Below are 24,075 nucleotides of genomic sequence, written 5' to 3'. Positions count from 1 at the left end.
TTGCGCCGCGCAACAGATCAGTCGTTTGGCATGGCACGCAGTTCCGCCAGGTGTTTCTGCGCCAGCTTGCAATAGCGCTCGGTCTGGAACCTGATCTTGGCAATCTGCGCTTCGTCCTGCGTGCGGTAATACTTGGCCGGGCGACCGATCCATATCTCGCCCTTGCCGATCGTCTTGCCGGGGCTGAGCAAAGCGCCTGCCCCCAACATGCCGCCCTCGGCAATGCGCGCGCCATCCATGGCGACAGCACCCATGCCAACGAAAGCGCGGTCTTCCAGCTGGCAGCCGTGGACCACTGCCATGTGGCCGATCACGCAGTCCTCCCCGATGATTGTCGGTTCGCCGTCCGTATCGGGGCGCGGCCCCTCGACGTGGAAGACGCTGCCGTCCTGCACATTGCTGCGCGCGCCTACTTCGATACGATGAATGTCGCCGCGCAGCACGCAGTTGTACCAGACGCTGGCTTCCGGACCGATTTTCACGTCACCGATGATGCGCGCGCCGGGCGCGACGAAAGCAGTCTCGTGGATCTGCGGCATCTTGCCTTCGAACGGCAGGATGGTCGCGCCGGGAAAGCGGGGGTCTGAAGTGATACGGCTGTTTATGGTCACAGGAAATTCTCCCAGACGAGATAAGGCAGGACGGATGCGTAGTCGTCGGTCCAGACCGGACCTTCGGGTTCTACCAGCAGACGCCAGTCCGCCGTCGTGGACAGCGCATCCAGCGGCGCACGCGTAGGGGCAAGGGCGATCCAGGTGGAGGAATAGACATCGTTCCGCCGCACCGGCTCGTCCTGCCACACCATGGCATCGAGACCGCGCACTTCGGCGAGGCGCGCAACCACGGGCTCCAGCCGGACATAGCGGTTGGACGTGTGCAGCAGCAAGAGCCCGCCGGGTGCAAGCGTGCGTTCGTAGATGGCCATGGCCTCCACCGTCAACAGGTGCAGCGGGATGGCGTCGGACGAGAACGCGTCGATCACCAGCACGTCGAAACTGGCAGGCGGCAGGTCCGCGAGGCGCAGGCGCGCATCGCCCATCTGCAGTTTAGCATCGGGCGTGCACTGATCGAGGAAGGTAAAGTCGCCGTTGCGCGAGAATTGCACCACTGTCGGGTCGATCTCGAAGAAGGTCCATTCCTGGCCCGGCTGGCGATAGCAGGCGAGTGTGCCCACGCCGAGGCCCACAGCCCCGATACGGGCATCGGGACCGACGATGGCCTGCGCATTGGCTAGCGCAAGGCCAACGCCGGAAGTCGAGCCGTAGTAGGCGGTCGGCTCGCGCGTATCCGCCCCGCCGCGCTGGATACCGTGGATCGTCGTGCCATGCATCAGGATGCGGTCGCCATCGTCGCGCTGGGTGATTGAGTAGGTGCCGAAGTAGCTGCGCTCGCGCTCACCCCCGATACTGGCGAGCAGGTTGCTGAGACCACCAAGCGCCATCAGCAGCGCGGCGCAGGCCAGCACGAACGAAAGTCGCCGCGCGGCCAGCACCATGGCAAGGCACAGGATTACCAGCAGCGCCAGCCAGTCGATCCACACAAGCTCCGTTTCGGCCTGCACGCGCGCGTAGAGCAGCAGGGCCGCATTGAAGACGACGAACAGGCCGACGATCAGCACGACGCGCGTCGTCTGGCGATCTTTAGAGATCAGTCGCATCAACCCGCGCCACGAACCCAGCGGCACCAGTGCAGCCGCGGCGAGGATCAGCAGCGGGTGCTCCCACGTCCAGTCGAACAGCACGGGTGCCAGCAGACCAGTGAACACGCCGCCGAGCGCGCCGCCTGCTGCCATGTAGAGGTAGAACTGCGATAGCCGGTCCGTGCCGGGCCGCAGATCGTAAAGGCGCGCGTGCAGGGCCGTCGCCACAACGAATAGCAGCATCACGCTTGCAACGGCGGCCAGCAGGTCTGCACGGCCTGCGGCAAAGATAGCGATGCCACCATCCACCAGGACCACCAGCGGGGCGAGGAACAGGAATATCTGCGCCGTTCCGCGCTGCTCGGCAAAACCTATGGTGTAGCTGAGGAGGTAGAGCCCGAGGGGGATTACCCAGAGTAGCGGGATCGCCATTATGTCGGTCGTCAGGAATGTCGTCGTCGACAGCATCAGGCCCGAAGGCACTGCGGGCAGCAGCAGCCACATCACCCGCCGCTTCCATCCGACTTGATCGCTATCGGCCGGCTCCGGTGCTGCATCGCCCGTGGCATCCCGGCGGCTGAAGACTGCCCAGGCAATCAGGCCCAGCATGGCGATATAGCCGAGCGTCCAGCCCCAGCTTTGCGCGCCGAGGCTCAGTAGCGGCTCCGCCAGCAGGGGGTAGGCCAGCAGTCCGGCAAAGCTGCCGAGGTTGGAAGCGGCATAGAGCGGATAGGGATTGCCCGCCTGCGGATGGGCGGCGAACCAGCGCTGGATCAGCGGTGCCTGCGCGGAAACGGCGAAGAACGCGGGACCGACGGTAAGCAGGAACAGCCATGGCACCCAAAGCACTTCCCAGCCGCTTTGCGGTTCGGATACCGGCGCCAAGGCCAGCGGCAGTGTGAGGCCTGCCAGCAACAGAACGCCCAAGTGGATCAGGCCCTGCCTCCGCAGCGAGAAGCGTCCGATCGCATGAGCGTAGCCGTACCCCGCCAGCAACAGCGCCTGGTAGACGAGCATGGCGCTGTTCCAGACGTTTGGCGCGCCGCCCAGTTGCGGCAGGGCCATGCGCGCGACCATCGGCTGGACGAGGAACAGCAGGAAGCTGCCCGCAAAGATCGCCAGCGTGAACAGCCAGCGGCGCGGTGGACCTGCCACCTCAGCCATTGCGGCGCTGCGCCCACTCCTGCGCGGTGATGAGGTGGACGATGGTGGGATTGAGATCGGCTGGCCAGTTGTCGTCTAAGTAATCGAGATCTTCGCGACGCGTCATGCCGAGCCTGCGCATCAGGCCCCAGCTTGCCGCGTTGCCATCCACCGTCAGCGCGATCACTTGCTCCGCATCGAAGCGATCGAAGGCGAGATCGAGTGAGGCGACGGCCGCTTCCTTGGCGTAACCGTGGCCCCATGCATCCTCCCGCATGCGCCAGCCCACCTCGACCATGTCGAACACCGGCGTGCCCTCGACGTTAGCCCGTTTCAGGCCGCAGAATCCCAGCATTTCGCCTGAGAGATGGCCGCCATCGTCCTTGCGCTCCAGCACCCAGAACGTGTGGCCGAATCTGGCGCGATAGCCTTCCAGCCGGGCGCGGGCCGCGGCCTTCGTGACCTCGCTTGCAACGCCGCCCAGCCAGCGCATGACCTCAGGCGTGTTGGTCAATTCCCAGAAGCGCGGCCAGTCCTCCTCGCGCCAGTCGCGCAGGATCAGTCGCTCTGTCTCGTGCCGGAACTCACTCATGCCGCTCAGCCGTTCAGGATGCGGGCCGCAGCAGGGGCGTGATAGGTCAGCACGCCCGAGCAGCCCGCCCGCTTGAAGCCGACGAGCTTTTCCATCAGCAGCGCGTCGCGGTTGGCAACGCCAGCCGCCGCGCCAGCCTCGATCAGCGCATATTCGCCGCTCACCTGATAGGCGAAGACGGGCACTTCGAAGCGCTGCTTCACGCGCCAGATAATGTCGAGGTAGGCAAGGCCCGGCTTCACCATTACGCTGTCCGCACCCTCGGCAATGTCGAGCGCGACTTCGGCCAGCGCTTCGGAGGCGTTGGCTGGGTCCATCTGGTAGGTGGTTTTGTCGCCTTTCAGCACTCCGCTTGACCCCACGGCATCGCGGAACGGGCCGTAGAATGCGCTGGCATACTTGGCGGCGTAGCTCATGATCTGGACATTATGGTGCCCGCCCATCTCCAGCGCCATGCGGATCGCCCGCACCCGTCCATCCATCATGTCCGACGGGGCGATGATGTCGGCGCCCGCCTCGGCCTGGTTCATGGCCTGGTCCACCAGCACGGCCACGGTATCGTCGTTCACGACATAGCCCGCCTCGTTCACCAGACCGTCCTGTCCGTGGGTGGTGTAGGGGTCGAGCGCCACGTCGGTGAGGATGCCGATGTCGTCGCCGCAGGCATCGCGGATCGCCTTGATCGCGCGGCACATCAGGTTGTCGGGATTGAGTGCCTCGTCACCTTTCTCGCTGCGCAATTCGGACTGCGTATGGGGAAACAGCGCGACGCAGGGGATGCCGAGTTCAACCGCTTCCTGCGCGCGTTTGGCAATCCCGTCTACTGACCAGCGAGAGACGCCCGGCAGGCTGGCGATAGGGTCCTCAACGCCTTTCCCATCGGTGACGAACAGCGGCCAGATCAGGTCTGCCGGGGTCAACACCGTCTCGCGGTGCATGGCGCGACTCCAGCTGCTGGCTCGGGAGCGGCGAAGGCGGGTAATGGGATAGCTGCGGGTCATGACGTTCCTGTGCCGGAAAAGCGCCATCCGGGCAATCTATTGCCTAGCCGACTTGCCTATCCGACTTTCTGCCGGTTTTCGATCCGGTCGATCTCGCGCACCGGTTCCTCGACCCGGCTCGGATCGGGCGCGAGTTCGGACAGCGCAGCGCCGGGCTCCACCAGTTGCAGGCGCACCAGTTGCTCGCGGAAATTCACCAGTTCCTGCCCCGAAAGCTGGGCACGGGTAACGAAACGGACGCTGGCAGGGTCGATCTTCTGCCCGCCGCGATACATCTCGTAATGCAGGTGCGGCCCGGTGGAGAGGCCGGTCGAACCGACGTAACCGATCACCTGCCCGCGCCGCACGGACTCGCCATTGCGCACGGCGATGCGGCTCATGTGGGCATAACCGGTCGACAGGTTGCCGCCGTGGCGGATGCGCACGAAATTGCCGTAGCCGCCGTTTCGCCCGGCGAAGTTCACCGTGCCGTCGGTAACGGCGTAGATCGGCGTGCCGTGGCGGGCGCGGAAATCGAGGCCGGAGTGCATCCGGCGGTAGCCCAGGATAGGGTGACGACGCATCCCGTAGCGCGAGGAAATCGCGCCCGGCACCGGCGCAATCAGCCCGTCCTGCTGTACGCCTTCGCCCGACGCATCGTAAAACTTGCCCTCGCGCCCGAAGCGCATCAGCTGCTTTTTGGGACGGTCGTCACGAATGATCGCGGCATAAAGCAGGTCGCCCACTTCCACCTCGCCGGTTGCGGCGCGGCGATAGTCGACGATCAGATCGAATTCATCGTTCGCCCCGATGTCGCTGTTCACGTTCATGTCCTGCCCGATTGTACGCAGGAACTGTTGCACCGCGCTGGGCGGAGCGCCCGCGGCACGGGCGGAGCGATAAAGGCTGTCTCCCACGCGGGCGCGGATGCGCAGCGGCGTGGTGTCGACCATGATCGGGCGCGGATCGAGTGTGAGCTTTCCGCCACGCCGCTCCACCGCCAGCTCCAGGTCGAACCGGGCGCGGAAGGAAAGGGCATCGACAGGGCGCGGCGCATCGGGCGCAATACGGCGGCCAAGGGTGATGTCGACAGGCGTGCCGGGCGTGATGCTTTCGAGGTCAACTGCCTCACCCACCATCTCGGCGATCAGTTGCGCTTCCTCACGGCTCACGCCGGCGCGCAGGAGCATCCGGTCGAACCCGTCGCCTTGTGCCAGCGTTGCCACGAGATCGAGGCTTGGGCGTTCGGGTGCGCTGGCGAGCGGCTGCACCGCGAGCGTCGCACCCATGCGTCGGCCACTGTCTGCGCCCAGCGCGAGAGGCTGAATCATCTGGCTGCGGAATTCGTCGCGCACCCGGTCGTCGATGCGCATGGCAGGGGCAGCTTCCACGGCGGAGAAACCGGGGAATGCGGCAATGGCGATGGCAGAAAGGCCCACCAGCGTGGCGACGCCGCGGAGCCAGCGGCGCGAACCGATATCGCTGCCGAGATCGGGAGCGAGGTCTGCCCGCGATAGCCTGGCCGAAAGCGCGGTGCGCCAGTCGCCGTAAGTTTCACCAAGGGTGGAAGCCTTGCGCTTGAGGCGCTTCGGCCTGGAGGCTCCGTCGGCTGCCATATGCGCGAGCGACAGGTCGGCGGGCGGATAGTCGCCCGGCGTCGATCCCTGTCCTTCACTGCCGCGTTCGGTAAACAACGCGCCCTCCTTCGATGGCCGCGAAAAGGGCATGCCTTGTCCAAGGGCATGCCGGGCCTGACTTCAAGCCGCTGTAATTGTCCGAAAGCGTGCCGCAATAAAGTAAATTTCCACTTAACGGCGATGAGTCGAGTCTCCTCAGCGCCGAACCGTGATGACGGGGGTAAGCCGGGCGCATCGGTTGCGCCAAGACGGGGGAAAGGCCATGTCAGAGGCACTGTGAATAGGCCACGCACCGACAGCCGGATTCGCGCCGTTCTTGGCCCGACCAATACCGGCAAGACCCACCTCGCGATCGAACGCATGTGCGGCCATTCCAGCGGCGCGATCGGTTTCCCGCTGCGGTTGCTGGCGCGCGAGGTCTACGACAAGGTCTGCCGCCTCAAGGGCGAGACCGAATGCGCGCTGATCACGGGCGAGGAGCGGATCGAGCCGCCGAATGCGCGCTATTTCATGTGCACGGCAGAGGCCATGCCCCGCAACGGCGGCGGACACGCCTTCGTGGCGCTGGACGAGGCGCAGTTGGGCGCGGACCGCGAACGCGGGCACATCTTCACAGACAGGCTGCTGAATGCACGCGGCCGGGAAGAAACGATGCTGCTCGGCTCCGCCACGCTGGAGCCCCTGGCGCGCAAACTTCTGCCGGGTATCGAGATCGAGGAACGACCCCGCTTCTCCACGCTCTCCTACGCTGGGAGCGCCAAGCTCTCCCGGCTGCCACCGCGCACTGCCATCGTCGCCTTCTCGATTGAGCAGGTCTACCAAGTGGCCGAGCTTCTCAGACGTTTCCGTGGTGGAGCGGCTGTCGTTATGGGCGCACTTTCACCGCAAACGCGAAACCGACAGGTCGAATTGTTCCAGTCCGGTGAAGTGGATTACATCGTCGCCACCGATGCCGTCGGCATGGGCCTCAACCTCGATGTCCATCACGTCGCCTTTGCCGCGCTCTCTAAATTCGACGGCGTGCGCCAGCGCAGGCTCACCCCTGCCGAAATGGCGCAGATCGCGGGGCGAGCCGGACGACACCAGACCGACGGCACCTTCGGCACGCTTTCGGGCAATCGCCGCGGGGCGCCGCTGGAACTGACCGAGGACGAGATCTACGCGATCGAGAACCACCGCTTCGCGCCGATCACGAAGCTGTACTGGCGCGAGCCCAATCCCCGGTTCGACAATCTCGACGTGCTGATCGGCGACCTCGAATCGCGTCCCATACAGGACGGCCTCACCGCCGCGCCCGAAGCGATTGACCTTGCCGTCCTCAAGCGGCTGGCCGAACAGCCCGACATTGCAGACGACGTCAGGACGCCGGGCAACGTGCGCCGCTTCTGGGAAGCGTGCCAGCTCCCCGATTTCCGCCAGCAAGGACCCGATGCCCACGCCCGCTTCGTCGCACGCCTGTGGAGCGACCTGAAAAACGGACATATCGGCGCAGACTTCGTGGCTGCGCGGATTTCCGAGCTTGGCAACACGTCGGGCGATATCGACACGTTGCAGGGTCGCCTTTCGGGTATTCGCAGCTGGGCCTATATCTGCCAGAGGCCCGACTGGGTGCTGGCGCGCGACGAAATGGCTGCTCGGGCACGGCAGGCGGAGGCGAAACTGTCCGACGCGCTGCACCAGAAATTGACGGAACGTTTCGTAAATCGGCGAACCTCGGTATTGATGAAGGGTATGGGAAAGGATGCAGGTCTTTTGCGCGTTGAATTGAAGGACGATGGCCAAGTAACGGTCGAAGACCAGCCGATCGGCCACCTCGAAGGTTTTCGCTTCGTGGTCGATGCCGACGCTTCCAGCGAGGAGCGCAAGCTGATGCTTGCCGCTGCCGAGAAGCATATGGCGAGCCTGCTGGCGCAGAAGGCGCAGAAGCTGGTGGCCGACGAGCTGGGCGAACTTAGCATCGCTGGCGGACAGGTCCTTCGCGGCGACCAGCCCGTTGCCGTGTTGGAAAAGGGCAAGAGCCCAAGCCGCCCGCGCCTCGTCATGGCGAAGGAACTGGGCCAACTCGATCCGGCGCACCGCGCCCGCCTGCAGGACGCGCTGGAACTGTGGCTGGAAGAGCAGCTTGCGCCGGTCGCTCCGCTGCGAGCGCTGGAAGACGCGGCGACCGACCCCGAAGCTGGGACCGAAGTGCGCGCCCTGTTGCTGACCCTGGCAGACCGTAACGGCACCACGCGCCGCGAGGATGCGGGCCTGGCCCACGTGCCAAAGGAAAAGCGCCCGTTCCTTCGCCGTCTTGGCGTCAGCATCGGTTCGCTCGACGTGTTCGTGCCTGCATTGCTGAAGCCCGCGCCGCGAATCCTCCTGAAGAAGCTGGGACTGGACCCGCGCCCCGTTCGCGAGGGCATGGAAGCCGTCATCGACCTGGAGGACAGGCCGCCTGCCGGATATCGCCGCGCGGGCAAGCAGGCGATCCGTATCGACATGGCGGAAAAGCTGTTCCGCGCCGCGCACGAGCAGCGCGCAAAGGCTCCGCAGGGCAAGGACGTGCGGGGCTTCCCGGTCGACACCGCGCTTGCCACCAGCATGGGCTTGGCCCCCGAAAGCTTTCGCAGCCTGATGAAGGACGCAGGCTTCCGTCCCGGCCAGCCGGTGGTACTTGCCGAGGGCGCCTTCGGCCCGCCCCGCCCCGTGCCCTGGACCTGGCGCGCTCCGCGCAAGGACTTTGCCCCAGCAAGGGGCGCCCCGCGCAAACCTCGCGGCGATGCCGAGAGGAAAGGCAAGGCAGGCGGGCGGGGTAAAGACGGTGGCAAACCGCGCAAGGGCGCCCCGCCCCCGCGTCGGCCCGAACCCAAGGGTGACGGCGGACAGGCATTTGCCGGCTTGGCGGACCTGCTCAAGAAGGGCTGATGCGGCTCGACCTGCTCCTCGTGCGGCTACGCTTCTCGAAGAGCCGCTCGATTGCGCAACGCTGGATCGAGGAAGGGCACATACGCTGCAACCGCGTGCGGATTTCGCGCGCCCAGCATGCCGTGGCGGAGGGCGACGTTCTCACTCTTCCCCTTGGCCGCCATGTGCAGGTGATAGAAATCCTTGCTTTACCAGAGCGTCGCGGTCCGCCAGCGGAAGCGCAATCCTGCTATCGCAAGCTTGACGCTCACCCTCCTATCGCCATAGCAGGGGCGCAAACGCGGCCACGACCGGCCGAACATGAAGGACAATCGCTACCATGACCTATGTCGTCACCGACGCCTGCATCAAGTGCAAGTACACAGACTGTGTCGAAGTCTGCCCGGTGGACTGTTTCTACGAAGGCGAGAACATGCTCGTCATCAACCCTTCCGAATGCATCGACTGCGGCGTGTGCGAGCCTGAATGCCCGGCCGAAGCCATCCTGCCCGACACCGAAGGCGGCCTGGAAAAGTGGCTTGAGGTCAACACCAAGTTCTCCGCCGAATGGCCGAATATCACGGAGAAAAAGGATCCGCCCGCCGACGCAGACGAGCACAAGGGCGAAGACGGCAAGTTCGAGAAGTATTTCTCCGAAGAGCCCGGCGAAGGCGACTGATCGCCCATCCTACGAGGCAGGTATTTTGAACCATATCCCGCCCGCTGCGTTGGCGGGACATGGGCATCATCGATAGACTGAAACGCGCTTTCGCCGCCGCGGGCGAGGATAACATTCCCATTCTCGCGGCGGGCGTGGCCTATTACGCCTTTCTCGCCATGGTACCGCTGTTGGGCGCAATCGTGCTCAGCTATGGCCTGTTCGCGGACCCGGCGATGGTGGCCTCGCACATTTCCAGCCTGGCGCAGGAATTGCCGCAGTCGGCCGCGGAACTGATCGGCGGGCAGCTTGAATCGATGGTGGAAACGTCGGGAACCGCCAAGGGGCTCGGCCTCCTGGTCGCGCTTGCGGTTGCCCTCTTCGGAGCGCGCAACGGGGCGGGTGCTCTCATCACCGCGATCTCGCTGGCTTACAACGACGAGGAACAGCGCGGCTTCCTGCGCGGTAACGCCCTCGCCCTGGCGATCACCGTCGGGGCCATCCTCGGCATGGGTATCGTGATCGTCATTCTCACAGCCACAGCTTCGCTTGCGGAGATCGTTCCCGACCTGTCGGGCGCTGGCCAATTCGCGGTAAAGGCGCTGGGTTACGGTGTGCTGGGCGTGCTGGGGATACTCGGCGCCGCGCTGCTCTACCGCCGCGTGCCGAACAGTGTCTCGCCCAGCTTTCGCGAGGTACTTCCGGGGGCGGTTTTTGCCAGCATCGGCCTCGTCGTGCTTACCCTCGCTTTCGGGTTCTACGTGGCGAATTTCGGCAGCTACAACGCCACTTATGGCTCGCTCGGCGCCGTGATCGTATTGCTGACCTGGCTGTGGCTTTCCGCCTATGTCCTTCTGCTGGGCGCGGAAATTGCGGCAGTCGGCGTTCAGGACGACACCGTTTGAGCCGAAGTCAGTGCGGGCCAATTGCAAGACTCGCAATTAGCCTTCGAATCTGCTATATAATAGGACAACTGCATGGTTCTTTACGGATATGCAGGCGGATAGGAAGGCAGGTCCCCGCTTTTAGCTACAGGAATGGTTCTTCTTGAGACGCCGCTTCGCTTTGCGGCGTGGAGAGCTTTTTCGCTGCGGTCCCTGCCAAAGAAAGGAATGTCCATGGCTGCGAATGCGCCCGCCTTCGATGTAGGCGATTATGTTGTTTACCCCAAGCACGGCGTGGGCCGTGTCATCGAACTGCAGAGCGAGGAAATCGCCGGCATGCAGCTCGAACTCTACGTTCTCCGGTTCGAAAAAGAGCGCATGACGCTGCGCGTTCCCACCAATAAGGTGGAATCCATCGGTATGCGCAAGCTCTCCAGCGACAAGACGCTGAAGGAAGCGATGGAAACGCTGAAAGGCAAGCCCAAGGTGAAGCGCACCATGTGGAGCCGCCGCGCCCAGGAATACGAAGCCAAGATCAACTCCGGCGACCTCGTTTCGATCGCCGAAGTGACGCGCGACCTGTTCCGCCCGGAAGACCAGCCGGAACAGTCCTATTCCGAACGCCAGATTTTCGAGGCTGCGTCCAGCCGTCTCGCCCGCGAACTGGCCGCGATGGAAAAGACCGACGAACCGACCGCGCTGACCAAAATCCTCGACGTGCTGAAGGAACATGCTCCGCAGTACTACGAGAACACCGAAGACGCGTAAGTATACCGTGGGGGCCTGCAAGGGTCCCGCAGGGAACAGCAAGGGGCCGTCCGCATCGCGCGGGCGGCCCTTTTTGCTGCCTGCTCTGCAAGCCATCGAGTTCGCTCGACCAGCGGCTTTGCGAAAATGCCTGCGTTGCTGTATTGCACCTGTAACACGCGTTGGAAACAGGAGTTGGGAATGCGGATGCGGAAGATACTCGGCAAGATCGCGCCGGTCGTGACGCTGGTGGCGGCGGTAGGACTGTCGGGATGCGACAATGTGGACGTGCAGTTCGGTGACAACGAAGGCGTGCCTCTGTCCGAGCTGGACCTGAGCGGAGAGGCGCCGCCCGCACTGGTGCTGGCATCGCCCGATAGCGTGATCGTGACCACGGGTGACGCGTTCACGATCGACGTCGAAGGCAGCACCGAGGCGCGAGAGCGGATGCGGTTCGCGCTGGATGAGGATTCGCTGGCAATCCACCGCGCTGAGGGCGATTGGTCCGAAGGCGACGTGGCCACCATCAACGTGACGATGCCCGCACCGGAATCATTGGTCATGGCAGGTTCCGGTTCCATGACCGTCGACGCGGTGGCCACCGCCGCGGAAATCACCATGGCGGGTTCGGGCACAATCACCGCCAGCGGGATCGCAGCAGAGCGCATGGAAGTGACCGTTGCCGGCAGCGGCACGGTTGCGGCGAGCGGCACTGCCGAGCGGCTGGAACTCACCGTCGCCGGCAGCGGCAGCGCCGAGATGCAGGGCCTCGAAGCGGAGCGCGCGGAAGTCACCGTTGCGGGATCGGGCGATGCGACCTTTGCCTCCAACGGCAGTGTGGAAGCATCCATCGTAGGCTCCGGCAACGTGCGCGTGCTTGGCTCTGCCAGCTGCGAGGTGAACACGGTCGGTTCGGGCGACCTCGTCTGCGAGGAGCCGATGGTGGAGGCTACCGAAGAGGAAGCCTGACGAACCGGCTTCCGTCGTTAATTGCCAGCACATTGGAGCGGGTCCATGGTGGGGGAAGCACCTCAACGTTGGACCCGCAAATGTACGCCAGAGCGCTGATCTTCCTTCCCACCGCGGCGCTTATCCTGTCAGGCTGCGTCGCGAGGACGGCGTTTGACGTCGTGACGGCGCCGGTGCGGGCCGGTTCGCAAGTCGTCGATTGGGCTACCACCAGCCAGGACGAAGCCGACAGGGAGCGCGGACGCGAAATACGCCGCCGCGAGGAACGGCTTGGCGAGTTGCACGAAGACCTGGCGGAGCTGGAAGACGATTGCCTCGATGGCGACGACGAGGCCTGCCGCGAGGCCGTGGCCACGCGCCGGGAGATAGAGGCCCTGCGGCCGATGGTCCCTGTCGAACCTGAGCGGGATTAACGCGCCGCCGCCCTTTGCAGGCGATCGTTGATGGCCCGGCCCATGCCCTGCGTCGGGATCGGAGCCACCGCGATAACCGGCTTGTCGGAGGCAGCCCCGGCATGGAGCGCCGCGTAAAGGAGCGCTGCAGCCTCCGCCAGATCGCCTGAGGGCGAGAGGTTCACATCGCCCGGCACATCGCCGAACCCGATCACGAACGCCGCTTCATCGGGCGCCGACTGCTCCAGCAGCACGGGCTTTCCGGGCGAGTAATGCTTCGCGAGTTGGCCGGGTGCCTCGATAGTTGCGCCGCGCGACTTCGCTTCCGGCCCCAGCAGCCACGCCACGTCCTCCGCTGTGACCGGTCCGGGCCGCAGCAACCGCCAGCCGCCGTCGTGATCGAGCGCGACGATGGTGGATTCCAGACCCGCTTCGCAGGCACCCCCGTCGATCACTGGGGGCGCTACGTCACCGAACGAGTTCAGCACGTGCTCCGGACGTGTCGGGCTGACCGCATTGCTGCGATTGGCCGAAGGCGCGGCAAGCGGCAGGCCGGTTTCCGCCAGCAGGCGCGCCGCAAGCGGATGGCCCGGCTGGCGCAAGGCAATAGTGCCGAGGCCCGCCGTTACCGCAGGGGTTATCCCCGCGCCGCTGCGGAGCGGAAGCACCAGGGTGAGAGGACCCGGCCAGAAACGCGCTGCGAGTTTCTCCGCCGCCTCATCGAACACCGCAAGCTCGCGCGCCTGCTCCAGCGAAGCGACATGAACGATCAGCGGATTGAAATCGGGCCTGCCCTTGGTGCGATAGATCCGGGCGACGGCTTCGGCGCTGTCGGCGCGCGCCGCAAGGCCGTAAACCGTCTCCGTCGGCATGCCGACCAATCCGCCGTCGCGCAGGATTAGCGCAGCGCGGGCAAAACCCGCATCGTCGGGCGTAATCAGGGTCTGCTTGCCGCTCATCGCCCTCGCCTATAGTGACGAATGTAATGGAAGACCAAGCCGAACTCCTCGCCCGCATCGCTGCCGCGCTGGAAAAGCTGGCGCCCGATAGCCGCGCCGCTACGGATTGGCGGGCGCATCCGGCGTATGGCTGGGACGCGAAGGGCGCACGCGGCATCGGGCGAATCGAGGCGCCTTCGCTCGACCTTCTGCGCGGGATCGACAAGCAAAAGCGCGCTGTCACCGGCAATGTCGCCCGGCTGGCGAAGGGTAATCCGGCACACGACATGCTGCTGTGGGGCGCACGCGGCATGGGTAAGTCCGCCCTGCTGCGCGCCAGCGTGGCCGCAGCGCAGGAGACCGGCGGCGCAATCGCTCTGGTGCAGGTGGCGACCGATGCCGTGGCCACCCTGCCTGCGCTGTTCACGCAGCTTTCGCAGGTAGAGCGCAACTTCCTCGTCTTCATCGACGATCTCGGTTTTGCCGAGGGTGATTCGGCCACGCCGCGACACTTGCGAAGCTGGCTGGATGGCGGGGTCGAGGCCCGGCCCGCCAACGTGCGTCTTGCCGTCACGTCGAACCGCCGCGCAATCCTGCCGCGTCACGGCAGCGAGCAGGACGATCCCATCAATCCGCGTGACGCGGTGGACGACAATCTCGCGCTGGCAGACAGGTTCGGCCTGTCGCTGGGCTTCCACAACGCCAGCCAGGACGAATACCTCGATATCGTGCGCGGCTATGCAAAGCAGTACGCGCTTGACCTCGACGAGGCGGAAGCGCTGGAATGGGCCAAGCGGCGCGGCGCGCGATCGGGTCGCATCGCCTGGCACTTCATTACCGAACTCGCGGGCCGGGCGGGCAAGCCGCTCGGCTGACGTGCTGGTTACATCCCGATGTCGCCGGGCCCCAGCGCACCTTCCTCGAATGCGCGGGCCGGATCGTCGGTCAGGCGGCGGCGCGGCGGCAGCCTTTCGCTCTGGACCCGCTCGATAGCGGCAGCGCCCTGCGCTCCCGGAGCAGTGACGCGCCAGATGATACCGGCGGTATCGTCGCTCACCAGCAGCGCGCCGGTGCTGTCCCATTCCACCCAGGTCGGGCGGCCATAGGTGTCGCCCTTACCCGCAAGGAACGGCTCGAGCACGGTGCGCGGTTCGCCGACGGGATTGCCGCGATCGTCGAACTCCACGAAAACCACGTCATAGCCGGCAGGCGGCAGGCGGTTCCAGGAGCCGTGCCGCGCGATGAACGCGCCCTGCCCGTAACCGGCGCCCATGGTGGTGCCTTCCTCGGTAAAGACGAGGCCTAGCGCGGCGACGTGGGCGCCCAGCGCGTAGCGGGGCACACGAACGTAATCGGGGTTTATGCCGAAGCGGCCCTTCACCCGTGTATCCTCGGTGTCGCCGTAGTAGAACCAGGGCCAGCCGTAATGCACGCCGATGGGCACGTTGGAGAGGTAATCGGGCACCAGGTCCGACCCCAGCATGTCGCGCTCGTTCACCGTGGTCCATAATTCGCCGGTCCACGGGTTGAAGGCCATGCCGTTGGGATTGCGCAGCCCCGCGCCGAACAGGCGAGCAGACCCCGTTTCCAGGTCCAATTCGTGAATGGCGGCACGGCCTTCCTCGATTTCCAGGCCGCCTTCGGCAATGTTCGATGCGGAACCCACGGCGATATAGAGCCGCTCGCCATCGGGCGAGAGGATGATGTTGCGCATCCAGTGATTGCCGGCAGGCGGCAGGTCCGCCAGCTTTTCCGGCTTCCCGGTCACGGCATTGGCACCCTCTTCGTAATCGAAGCTGAGCAGTTCATCGTGGTTGGCGATGTATAGCTTGCCGTCGCCCCAGGCGATGCCGGACGGCGAATCGAGGTCTTCCTCGCGCAGCACGTGGCGCTCGTCGGAAACGCCGTCGCCATCGGTATCGCGCAGCAGCACCAGCTGATTCGGCGAAGGTCCGGCAGAGCCCGCTTCGCTGAAGAGGATACCGGCGACGAAATTCGTCAGCCAGCCACCGGTCACTTCGGTTTCGGGCGCGCGGGTCAGCGTCACCAGCACGTCGCCGTTGGGCATGGCGTAGACGACGCGGGGGTGGTCCAGCCCCTCGGCGAAACGATTGACGGCTAGACCCTCGGCCGGCGTGGGCGCAGCATCGTCTGGCCAGCCGATCGGCGATGCAATCTCCACCGTGGGCACCGTCTGCGGATCGGGCTCGGCCAGGATGGGATCGGTGCCGGTGGTTTCCTCCAGCGAATACTGCGCAGGGTCGCCCTGTAGCAGGTACCAGACAATGCCCCCCGCAATCAGCAGCAGGACCAGGATTGCGATCAGGATCTTCTTGAAAGTGCTCATGGCGCACAGGATTAGGCGAGGCATGGCTTTGCGGCAATCTCTTTGCCCGCTATCAGCGGCCCCATGTTCGATTTCACACCCGATCCCGCGGCCCCGAAGGCCGACTTGTACAAAGACCTGCTGGCCGCCGCCGACGCCCTGACAAGCGGCGAGAGCGACGGCGTTGCCAACATGGCCAATGTCGCCGCGCTGCTGGCCGAGTTCCTGCCGGACTGCAACTGGACCGGCTTCTATCGCATGGTGGATGGCGAACTGGTGCTTGGCCCATTCGCAGGGCGGCCTGCCTGCATCCGTATCCCGCTTGGCGTAGGCGTCTGCGGCGCGGCTGCCAAAAGCGGCGAGACACAGCGGGTGGAAGACGTTCACGCCTTTCCCGGCCACATCGCCTGCGACGCGCTGAGCCGTTCGGAACTGGTCGTGCCGATCATGCGCGACGGCACAGTCATCGGCGTGATCGATCTCGACAGCCCCGACCTCGCCCGTTTCGATGCAGAGGACCAAGCGGGCATCGAAGCACTGGCAGCAATGCTGTCGGACAGGGTGTGATGCTCCTTAACGGGACAGCGTCGCCGTACCCCTAGGATCTGTGCGGAATACGACAATAAATGCGGGGTTCACCGGGCAAGCAGCCCGATTCCGCATGAGGGGATGACCGCGCAATGTCGAATTACAAAATCCTGCTTGTTTCTGGGCTGATTTCCGCTGCCGCGCTGCTGGCCCCTGGAGCGCCGGTCGCCGCGCAAGAGGATGACCCCAGCAATGGCGAAGTCGATATCGTCCAGGCGGGTGGTAGCTACGACGGGGAATGGTCGGGCCGCTGGCAAGATGGCGACACTTGGCGCGGCATGTGGAACGGCACCTTCACCACCGCGGAAGGCGAGGTTCTGCAAGGCCGCTACGTCGGCATTTTCGTCGGCGAGGGGCGCTTCGTTGCCGACGATGGCCGCGTCCTGACCTTGGGCGACGCTGGCTGGCACGAGAGTGCGAAAGACTACGAGCTCGGGCACCATCGCCTTCGCTACGATGACGTTTCGGCCTCCCCGGAAGGTCGGCTGGGTTACACCCTGTCGGAACGAGAAGACTGGTTGTCCGATTGCCGCCTGCTGATGTCTGGCGCCGGGGGCTATTACGATTACGACGATTATTACCGTGACAATGCCGATGGCGGCCTGATCGGCGGCCTTCTGGGTGCCATCGGTGGCGGCATCGCGGGCAACCGGATTGCCGACGGCGATCGCTTGGCAGGAACACTGATCGGCGCCGGTGTGGGTGGCATTGCAGGAGCGGTGATAGGCTCGCTGATCAAAGGTGACGGCGACGAGGATGGGGTGCGAGAGGCCTACGCCAACGAACTATACGCCGCGCGCTATTGCGAGGCTTACCTGCGCCGCTACGAGATGGGCGGTGGCGCAGGTTTTCACGAACAGATGTCCTACGGCCAGCCTTCGATTCTGATCCAGTCAGTTGCGACGGGGCCTCGCCATGGCCAGCACGGCCACCGGCACGGGCCGGAATGCACCACGACATTGCGGGAAGAATGGGTCGGGGTAGAGGACTTTGTACCAGCGCAGCCGGACGAAAGCATTCAATCCGTCGAATAGGTAAAAGTTGCGCCGCACGACTTTCGCGCGGCGCTAACTTAATGAAATAACGCTATATCCCCCCCCCGGTCAGGCGCTGGCATATCAGGTCGAGCTGATCCAGCGTCCTGAACCGCACCGTGACTGTGCCGGAACGTGGATCTTCGTCCGTTGCAATTTTCACCGGCAAGCCGAGAAACTCCTCGAGGTGGTTCTCGACCGCTGCAATGTCCGCATCCTGCGCCGGGTCGCGCGGCGGACGCGCCTTGCGGCGCACCGGAGCTTCGCTTCCGTTGCGGGCCTTGCGCGCGAGCTTCTCGACCTCACGGACCGAGAGCTTTTCCTTCACCGCCTTGTCGGCCAGCTCTGCAGCGTTATCCAGTCCGATCAGGGCGCGGCCATGCCCCATGTCGAGATGTCCTGCCTCAAGATGGTCCAGCACCTTCTCCGGCAGGGATAGCAGGCGCTGCAGATTGGCAACGTGGCTGCGCGATTTCTCGACCAAGCCAGCAATCTCGGCCTGCGTCATGTCCTCGAGCTCGGACAGGCGCTGGTAGGCGCGCGCTTCCTCGACCGGGTTCAGGTCCTCGCGCTGGATATTCTCGATGAGCGCCAACGCCATGACGTCGCGCTCATCAAGCTCGCGGATTATTGCAGGGATTTCATGTAGTTGTGCCTTCTGCGAGGCGCGCCAGCGACGTTCACCGGCCACCAGCTGGTATTTGCCCGGTGCCATGGGACGCACGATGACAGGCTGGATAACGCCGCGCGAAGCAATGGAAGCGGCCAACTCCGCCAGCGCCTCGTCATCAAAGTAACGGCGAGGCTGATCCGGGTGCGGCTCGATATCGGCGATCGCCAACATCGCCAGACCGTCGGTGCGTGAGGCGGCGATGGAATTTCCGTCCTGGTCAGCACCGCTGCCCGTTGCCGCGCGCGGCGATACCAACGGCTCTTCCCGCTTCATGTCACCCATTAGCGCGCCGAGGCCACGCCCCAGCTTGCGACGATTGGCGGGGGTACGCGTCGCAGCGTCGCTGGCGGCTTTCTTGGCTTCGCTCATGCCGCTTTCCTCTCTTCGGGCAGTCGACCGATCAGCTCGCGTGCCAGCGCCATGTAGGCGCGGCTGCCGGGGCAGGAATGGTCATAGATCAATGCAGGCAGCCCGTGGCTGGGCGCCTCCGACAGGCGCACGTTGCGCGGGATGACAGATTCGAACACCAGATCGCCGAGGCACTCGCGCACGTCGTCGGAAACCTGGTCCGTCAGGCGATTGCGCCGGTCGAACATGGTGAGCGCGATGCCGATGATGCCGAGGTCCGGGTTGAAGCGCTGCTGCACCTGCTCGACAGTCTGGAGAAGCTGGCTGAGGCCCTCCAGCGCAAAGAATTCGCACTGCAGGGGCACCAGCAGCGTGTCAGCAGCGCAAAGCGCATTCAGGGTAAGCAGCCCGAGCGACGGCGGACAGTCAATGAAGCAGATGTCGTGGCCCTGATGGCTGGCAAGTGCCCTCCTGAGCCTGTTGGTGCGATCCTCCACTCCGACAAGCTCGACTTCCGCACCGCTGAGATCAACGGTCGCGGGTAGCAGGTCGAGGCCCGGGATCGTGGAGGGAACTACACAGTCGGAGACGGTGGCCTCATCCACCAGCACGTCATAGCTCGACATATCGCGCTGAGCGGCCGCAAGGCCGACACCGGTCGAGGCGTTGCCCTGCGGGTCCAGGTCGATCAGCAGGGTGCGCCACCCGCTCGCAGCCATGGCTGTCGCAATATTGATGGCGCTGGTCGTCTTTCCGACCCCGCCCTTCTGGTTGGCTATGGCTATGACGATCATCGAAGTGCGGGCCTCCCTTTACCGACCAGAATTCCGGCGGATGGATCGGTTGCGGATTGTTCCACGTGGAACATCGCTCGAATCGCCGAAGGTTGCTCTGCTAATTCAATCGCCCCCGAACGCCCTTTGGGCAACAACCATGTGGTGGAGCGTGTGGAAAAGCGCGCGGATAACTCGAGAAGTTTACCTAGCGGAGCGAAGGCGCGCGCGGTGATTACGCCTGATTCAAGAGTATCCACACTTTCGAGCCGACATCCCATGATGCGGCAGTTCTTGAGGTCGAACTCGGATGAAATGCTTTCCAGCCATTCAACCCGGCGCTTGCGCGATTCGACGAGAATGATCGGGAGCGCAGGTCTCGCAAGAGCGAGAGCCAATCCCGGAAAGCCCGCGCCTGTACCCAGATCGAGCCATGGCCCTGATGTTTCACGTGGAACATGATCCCAGAGTTGAAGACTATCGGCGATGTGCCGTGTCCAAACGCTCTGAAGGCTCGGCTTGGAGACCAGGTTCTGCCGCTCATTCTCGGCCACGAGCATGGGGATGAACCGATTCAGTCGCTCCATCCCTCCCGCTTCACAACGTTTGGCGCTGAATTCCCTCGCCTGCTCTTCGCCCTCGATCATGCGGCTTGATTGCGACGTTTCGCGTGAACAAGCAAGGCTGCAAGGGCGGCGGGCGTAATTCCCCTAATCCGTCCTGCCGCAGCGAGGTCACGCGGCTGTGCAGCCGACAGGCGTTCAATCATCTCGTTGGACAAGCCCGGAACCTCAGCGAACGGAAAGTCGGGAGCAATTGCAAGTTGCTGACTGCTACGAAGATCCCGCAATTCGGCTTCCTGGCGAGCGAGATAGGGTGCGTAGGCCGCGTCCTCCGTGATCTCATCCGCCAGCGGCGAGCTGGAATCACAAGCGGACGAGAGCCATGGCTTCAGGTCGCTCATGGTAATATCGGGCAGAGCGAGCCATTCCATTAACGACTTGCGGCCAGCATCTCTCTTGACGGCGAGACCTGCATCTTCAAGTTCCGTCGCATTTACCGTCTTCTCGAGTTCGGCGTTCCACGTGGAACGCTCTGCCTCACGACGAGCAAACCATCTCGAGCGTTCTTCGCCCACCGTCCCGGCCTCAATTGCGATCGGTGTGAGCCGAGACGTAGCATTGTTGGCGCGCAGGCGCAGCCGGTATTCCGCCCGCGAGGTCAGCATGCGATAAGGTTCGCTCACGCCATGTAGCGTCAGATCATCAATCATTACCGCCATGTAGCTGTTCGTTCTGTCGATCGAGGGCGGAGCGCGGTCGAGGACCTTGCACGCAGCACTCAGCCCGGCAATCAGGCCCTGCGCCGCTGCTTCCTCGTACCCTGTCGTGCCGTTGATCTGGCCCGCACAGTAGAGACCGCGAATCGCTTTCAGCTGCAGATCTTGTCCGAGCGCACGCGGATCGATGTGATCGTACTCCACGGCATAACCCGGCACTTCCATGGCGACATTCTCAAGCCCGGCCATCGTGCGGAGCATGGCTTCCTGCACGTCTACGGGAAGTGAGGTGCTGATCCCATTGGGGTATACCAGATGCGTATCCAGACCTTCGGGCTCAAGGAAAACCTGATGGCCGTCGCGGTCTGCGAAGCGATGGATCTTATCTTCGATGGAAGGGCAATAGCGCGGACCCGCAGCACCGATCGCACCGGTAAATAAGGGTGAGCGATGCAGGTTCTGCGCGATTATGTCGTGCGACCGGCTGTTCGTACGGGTGATGGCGCAAAACACCTGCGGATTCAGTCGTCGCTCGGTGAGCGCAGACATCGTCCAGTGATCGGCGTCGGAGGGTTGCTCCTCCAACCGCGACCAGTCGATCGTCCTGCCATCGAGCCGAGGCGGCGTGCCAGTTTTCAATCGCGCCATCGGCAAGTCGGCACCGCGCAGCTGATCCGCGAGCTTCTTCGCCGCATTCTCGCCGATCCGACCACCTTCGAAGCGTTCCTCTCCGCGGAAGAGCGTGCCGCCTAGGAATGTGCCCGTGCAAAGCACGACCGCCCCGCCCGCTATCTCGGATCCGTCTGCAAGTCTGATACCTTCGGCGCATTCACCTCGAAGGATGAGCTCCGCGGCTTCGCCCTCGATCACTTTTAGGTTATCCTGCGCCGCCAGCATGGCCTGGACAGCGACACGGAAGCGCTTGCGGTCGGCCTGAACGCGCGGTCCCTGTACGGCGCTACCCTTCGACCGGTTGAGCATCCTGTAATGAATCGCACCAGCATCCGCGGCGCGGCCCAGAAGACCGTCGAACGCGTCGACCTCGCGCACGAGGTGCCCCTTTCCCAAACCACCGATTGCCGGATTACAGCTCATCGCGCCCAGCGCCTTTGTATCGAAGGTCACCAGCGCGGTATTCGCACCCGCCCGCGCAGAGGCGGCAGCGGCCTCAGCGCCGGCATGGCCGCCGCCTACAACTATGACATCGAAATGCTGCATTTCGACAGGCCCTCTAACTCATATGTTCCACATGGAACAGGCTATTTACCGATGCAGAACCGTCCGAAGAGCGCATCAAGAACGTCTTCCGTCGAGGTTCTGCCGACCAGCGCATCGAATGCCTGCCGCGTGCGCCGCAGGTTCTCGGCGACCAGCAGAGGATCGTCTTCTTCCTGCGCGGCTGCCAGTGCACGAGCAGCCTCGGCCAGACGATCACGCTGGCGAGCGTTGAGCGCGGCCGAGCCGTGCCGGGGCATAGCAGACCGCGCCGTTTCCAGTAGCGCCTCTCGCAGACTGTCCATGCCCTGCCCCGTGACTGCGGACACCCGGAAATCGGACTCGGTCTTATGTAACTTCTCTCGGTCCGCCTGCGCCGCAATCTCCCAGGATCCTTCCGGCCCTTCTCCCTCCGGGCCCAGCCAGAGGACCAAGTCTGCCTTGGCGATTTCATCGCGCGCCCTAGCGATACCGATGTTTTCGATCTGGTCTCCACTCTCATCACGAAGACCAGCCATATCGACAAAGGTGAACGGCACTCCGGCAATTGCGACCGACTGGCTCAAGATATCGCGGGTCGTGCCCGCTATATCCGCCGTTATCGCAGCCTCGCTTTCCACCAACGCATTGAATAGGGTGGACTTTCCGGCGTTGGGCGGCCCAGCCAGTGCGACACGAAAGCCTTCGCGCAGTGTCTCGGCATAGGGTGCTTCGAGCGCGTCGCAAAGCGCCGTGTGCAAGGAACTTAGCGATCGATTGAATGATACAGGCAACGCTGCGACGTCATCCTCGTCGTCGAAATCGAGCACCGCTTCAACCTGAGCAGAAAGGCGAAGCAACTCTTCTCGCCATCCTTCGACTCGCCGCGACAACGCTCCGCCCATCATGGCCATGGCGCTGCGGCGCTGGATTTCTGTCTCGGCGGATAGAAGGTCTGCAAGGCCTTCTGCCTCTGACAGATCGATCCGTCCGTTTGCAAAGGCACGGCGCGTGAATTCCCCAGGCTCCGCTCGCCTGCATCCTGCGATTTCGCCGAGACTGCTCTCTACAGCGGCAATTACAGCACGACCGCCGTGACAATGGAATTCGACGAGATCTTCGCCCGTCACGGACTTCGGGCCGGGAAAAAACACGACCAGGCCGTCATCAAGTGTTTCACGTGAAACATCACGGAAGACCGCCCGCGTCGCCCGTCTGGGCTCGGGCACCCTGCCCGCGATCGTCTCCAAAGCGACGACGGCTTGGGGCCCGGTTACGCGGATCACGCCGATCCCGGCAGGCGGCTGCCCGCTGGAAAGCGCAAAAATGGTGTCCATGGCCTAGTCCGCGGTGTCCTTGCCCGGCTTTGCGCTGCCGACAGTGCCTGCGTTCTTCGCTGCACCTTCCATGAAATTCTGAAACATCTTCAGCCCCATCTGACCCATCGGCGCGAGTTGCTTCGCATATTGCTCAAGCTGTTCGGTGTTCGAGACACCCTTCATCGCGTTCGCAATCGAATCGACATAGATGGCGTTCGCCTGCTCCACATCCGGCAAGCCCATGAAGCGGCGAGCCTCCTCGGGCGAGCAATCGATTTCGATATTGACCTTCATTGCGGACACCTTTCTCGCTTGCACACGTAGATAGGCATAGACCAAATCAACGCCCAGGAGAGTCCTATATGAGTGAGACAGTCCGGATTACCACCCTCGAAGGCCCCGATGCGTTCGACGCCTACATCGCGCGCCCCGAAGGCGAGCCGAAATCGGCGATCATCGTAATCCAGGAGATCTTCGGCGTGAACGCCGGAATCCGCCGCAAGTGCGACAAGCTGGCCGAGGAAGGCTACCTCGCCCTCGCCCCGGATCTGTTCTGGCGTATAGAACGCGGTGTCGAGCTCGATCCCGATATCGAGCCGGAATTTCAGCGCGCGCTTAGCCTTATGGGAAAGCTGAATCAGGACGCGGCGATCCGCGATATCGAGGCGACAATCGGATATGCGCGCACTATAGTTGAAACAGGTAAGGTTGGTGCGGTCGGGTACTGCCTAGGCGGCCGCCTCGCCTACATGACTGCCGCGCGCACCGACGCCAATGCGACCGTTGGCTACTATGGCGTAGGTATCGACGGGCTTCTCCGCGAGAAGGACGCTATTGCCCACCCGCTCATGCTGCACATTCCGACAGAGGACGGCTTCGTGGACAAGGAAACGCAGGCGAAGATGCATGAGGGGCTGGACGACCATCCCAAGGTGACGCTCTACGATTACGAGGGCCTGGATCATGGTTTCGCAACAGAATTCGGCAAGCGTCGGAACGAGGAAGCTGCAACCTTGGCCGATAAACGGACGGCGGAGTTCTTCGCGAAACACCTTGCGTGAAAACGCGACAGGCAT

General features: G+C 63.9%; 24 protein-coding genes. 11 read left to right on the top strand and 13 right to left on the bottom strand.

What is annotated here, in order from left to right; translation table 11 throughout:
• Nucleotides 1-17 precede the first annotated feature (17 nt).
• The 5 genes from D4Q51_RS03020 to D4Q51_RS03000 all read right to left on the bottom strand — a co-directional run bounded on the left by D4Q51_RS03020 (nucleotide 18) and on the right by D4Q51_RS03000 (nucleotide 6,048).
• The gene (locus D4Q51_RS03020; protein ID WP_120076318.1) at nucleotides 18-539 is read right to left on the bottom strand and encodes a gamma carbonic anhydrase family protein; all 522 of its coding nucleotides are present in this window, start codon (nucleotides 537-539) and stop codon (nucleotides 18-20) included.
• Between the two features lie 68 nt (nucleotides 540-607).
• Complete coding sequence (locus D4Q51_RS03015; RefSeq protein ID WP_120076262.1) at nucleotides 608-2,803, bottom strand: spermidine synthase; 2,196 nt, start codon at nucleotides 2,801-2,803, stop codon at nucleotides 608-610.
• A complete protein-coding gene (locus D4Q51_RS03010) occupies nucleotides 2,796-3,374 on the bottom strand; it encodes a GNAT family N-acetyltransferase (protein WP_120076261.1) in 579 nt (192 codons plus the stop codon). The genes D4Q51_RS03015 and D4Q51_RS03010 overlap by 8 nt, the downstream gene beginning before the upstream one ends.
• A gap of 5 nt (nucleotides 3,375-3,379) precedes the next feature.
• Nucleotides 3,380-4,375, bottom strand: a complete 996-nt coding sequence (gene hemB / locus D4Q51_RS03005; RefSeq protein ID WP_120076317.1) for a porphobilinogen synthase — start codon at nucleotides 4,373-4,375, stop codon at nucleotides 3,380-3,382.
• 56 nt (nucleotides 4,376-4,431) lie between these two features.
• On the bottom strand, nucleotides 4,432-6,048 hold the full coding sequence (locus D4Q51_RS03000; RefSeq protein ID WP_240624534.1) for a M23 family metallopeptidase: 1,617 nt from the start codon (nucleotides 6,046-6,048) through the stop codon (nucleotides 4,432-4,434).
• A 123-nt stretch (nucleotides 6,049-6,171) separates the two neighbouring features.
• Between D4Q51_RS03000 and D4Q51_RS02995 the strand changes: the two genes are divergently transcribed.
• The 7 genes from D4Q51_RS02995 (at nucleotide 6,172) to D4Q51_RS02965 (ending at nucleotide 12,548) form a co-directional block, all read left to right on the top strand.
• Nucleotides 6,172-8,898, top strand: coding sequence for a helicase-related protein (locus D4Q51_RS02995; RefSeq protein WP_120076259.1), 2,727 nt, complete (start codon nucleotides 6,172-6,174; stop codon nucleotides 8,896-8,898).
• Complete coding sequence (locus tag D4Q51_RS02990; RefSeq protein ID WP_120076258.1) at nucleotides 8,898-9,221, top strand: S4 domain-containing protein; 324 nt, start codon at nucleotides 8,898-8,900, stop codon at nucleotides 9,219-9,221. The genes D4Q51_RS02995 and D4Q51_RS02990 overlap by 1 nt, the downstream gene beginning before the upstream one ends.
• Nucleotides 9,218-9,556, top strand: a complete 339-nt coding sequence (fdxA, locus tag D4Q51_RS02985) for a ferredoxin FdxA (RefSeq protein WP_120076257.1) — start codon at nucleotides 9,218-9,220, stop codon at nucleotides 9,554-9,556. Before D4Q51_RS02990 ends, fdxA begins: the two co-directional genes overlap by 4 nt.
• 59 nt (nucleotides 9,557-9,615) lie before the next feature.
• On the top strand, nucleotides 9,616-10,440 hold the full coding sequence (locus D4Q51_RS02980) for a YihY/virulence factor BrkB family protein (protein ID WP_120076256.1): 825 nt from the start codon (nucleotides 9,616-9,618) through the stop codon (nucleotides 10,438-10,440).
• A 213-nt stretch (nucleotides 10,441-10,653) separates the two neighbouring features.
• Nucleotides 10,654-11,187 carry a CarD family transcriptional regulator gene (locus tag D4Q51_RS02975; protein ID WP_119586336.1) on the top strand — a complete coding sequence of 178 codons (534 nt, stop codon included), beginning with the start codon at nucleotides 10,654-10,656 and terminating at the stop codon, nucleotides 11,185-11,187.
• Between the two features lie 186 nt (nucleotides 11,188-11,373).
• Complete coding sequence (locus tag D4Q51_RS02970) at nucleotides 11,374-12,135, top strand: head GIN domain-containing protein (RefSeq protein ID WP_120076316.1); 762 nt, start codon at nucleotides 11,374-11,376, stop codon at nucleotides 12,133-12,135.
• An 80-nt stretch (nucleotides 12,136-12,215) separates the two neighbouring features.
• Nucleotides 12,216-12,548: a hypothetical protein gene (locus D4Q51_RS02965; protein WP_120076255.1), complete on the top strand. Its 333-nt coding sequence runs from the start codon at nucleotides 12,216-12,218 to the stop codon at nucleotides 12,546-12,548.
• On the opposite strand, the gene D4Q51_RS02960 is transcribed toward D4Q51_RS02965, so the two are convergent.
• A complete protein-coding gene (locus tag D4Q51_RS02960; protein WP_120076254.1) occupies nucleotides 12,545-13,486 on the bottom strand; it encodes an L-threonylcarbamoyladenylate synthase in 942 nt (313 codons plus the stop codon). The genes D4Q51_RS02965 and D4Q51_RS02960 overlap by 4 nt on opposite strands.
• A gap of 26 nt (nucleotides 13,487-13,512) precedes the next feature.
• Here D4Q51_RS02960 and D4Q51_RS02955 point away from each other — a divergent pair, with 26 nt between their 5' ends.
• Nucleotides 13,513-14,340 carry an ATP-binding protein gene (locus tag D4Q51_RS02955; protein WP_120076253.1) on the top strand — a complete coding sequence of 276 codons (828 nt, stop codon included), beginning with the start codon at nucleotides 13,513-13,515 and terminating at the stop codon, nucleotides 14,338-14,340.
• A gap of 8 nt (nucleotides 14,341-14,348) precedes the next feature.
• On the opposite strand, the gene D4Q51_RS02950 is transcribed toward D4Q51_RS02955, so the two are convergent.
• Complete coding sequence (locus D4Q51_RS02950) at nucleotides 14,349-15,812, bottom strand: PQQ-dependent sugar dehydrogenase (RefSeq protein WP_120076252.1); 1,464 nt, start codon at nucleotides 15,810-15,812, stop codon at nucleotides 14,349-14,351.
• 63 nt (nucleotides 15,813-15,875) lie between these two features.
• Between D4Q51_RS02950 and D4Q51_RS02945 the strand changes: the two genes are divergently transcribed.
• Nucleotides 15,876-16,358, top strand: coding sequence for a GAF domain-containing protein (locus D4Q51_RS02945; RefSeq protein ID WP_120076251.1), 483 nt, complete (start codon nucleotides 15,876-15,878; stop codon nucleotides 16,356-16,358).
• 113 nt (nucleotides 16,359-16,471) lie between these two features.
• Complete coding sequence (locus D4Q51_RS02940; RefSeq protein WP_240624533.1) at nucleotides 16,472-17,413, top strand: glycine zipper 2TM domain-containing protein; 942 nt, start codon at nucleotides 16,472-16,474, stop codon at nucleotides 17,411-17,413.
• Between the two features lie 52 nt (nucleotides 17,414-17,465).
• Here D4Q51_RS02940 and D4Q51_RS02935 read toward each other — a convergent pair whose 3' ends face one another.
• Genes D4Q51_RS02935 through D4Q51_RS02910 form a run of 6 tightly spaced genes read right to left on the bottom strand, consistent with a single transcriptional unit; the run spans nucleotide 17,466 to nucleotide 23,293 of the window.
• Nucleotides 17,466-18,455: a ParB/RepB/Spo0J family partition protein gene (locus D4Q51_RS02935; protein WP_120076250.1), complete on the bottom strand. Its 990-nt coding sequence runs from the start codon at nucleotides 18,453-18,455 to the stop codon at nucleotides 17,466-17,468.
• Complete coding sequence (locus D4Q51_RS02930; RefSeq protein ID WP_120076249.1) at nucleotides 18,452-19,228, bottom strand: ParA family protein; 777 nt, start codon at nucleotides 19,226-19,228, stop codon at nucleotides 18,452-18,454. Before D4Q51_RS02930 ends, D4Q51_RS02935 begins: the two co-directional genes overlap by 4 nt.
• Entirely contained in the window at nucleotides 19,225-19,854 is a 630-nt protein-coding gene (gene rsmG / locus D4Q51_RS02925; protein ID WP_120076248.1) for a 16S rRNA (guanine(527)-N(7))-methyltransferase RsmG, read from the bottom strand. The genes D4Q51_RS02930 and rsmG overlap by 4 nt, the downstream gene beginning before the upstream one ends.
• Entirely contained in the window at nucleotides 19,851-21,704 is a 1,854-nt protein-coding gene (gene mnmG / locus D4Q51_RS02920) for a tRNA uridine-5-carboxymethylaminomethyl(34) synthesis enzyme MnmG (protein ID WP_120076247.1), read from the bottom strand. The genes rsmG and mnmG overlap by 4 nt, the downstream gene beginning before the upstream one ends.
• 41 nt (nucleotides 21,705-21,745) lie before the next feature.
• Nucleotides 21,746-23,017: a tRNA uridine-5-carboxymethylaminomethyl(34) synthesis GTPase MnmE gene (mnmE, locus tag D4Q51_RS02915; RefSeq protein WP_120076246.1), complete on the bottom strand. Its 1,272-nt coding sequence runs from the start codon at nucleotides 23,015-23,017 to the stop codon at nucleotides 21,746-21,748.
• A gap of 3 nt (nucleotides 23,018-23,020) precedes the next feature.
• On the bottom strand, nucleotides 23,021-23,293 hold the full coding sequence (locus D4Q51_RS02910; RefSeq protein WP_120076245.1) for a DUF6489 family protein: 273 nt from the start codon (nucleotides 23,291-23,293) through the stop codon (nucleotides 23,021-23,023).
• Nucleotides 23,294-23,361: 68 nt separating this feature from the next.
• Here D4Q51_RS02910 and D4Q51_RS02905 point away from each other — a divergent pair, with 68 nt between their 5' ends.
• Complete coding sequence (locus D4Q51_RS02905; RefSeq protein WP_120076244.1) at nucleotides 23,362-24,060, top strand: dienelactone hydrolase family protein; 699 nt, start codon at nucleotides 23,362-23,364, stop codon at nucleotides 24,058-24,060.
• Nucleotides 24,061-24,075 lie beyond the last annotated feature (15 nt).

This window comes from Aurantiacibacter odishensis (genome assembly GCF_003605195.1).
In the GTDB taxonomy this organism is placed as follows: domain Bacteria; phylum Pseudomonadota; class Alphaproteobacteria; order Sphingomonadales; family Sphingomonadaceae; genus Alteraurantiacibacter; species Alteraurantiacibacter odishensis.
This window is presented reverse-complemented; position numbering and strand designations above follow the sequence as displayed.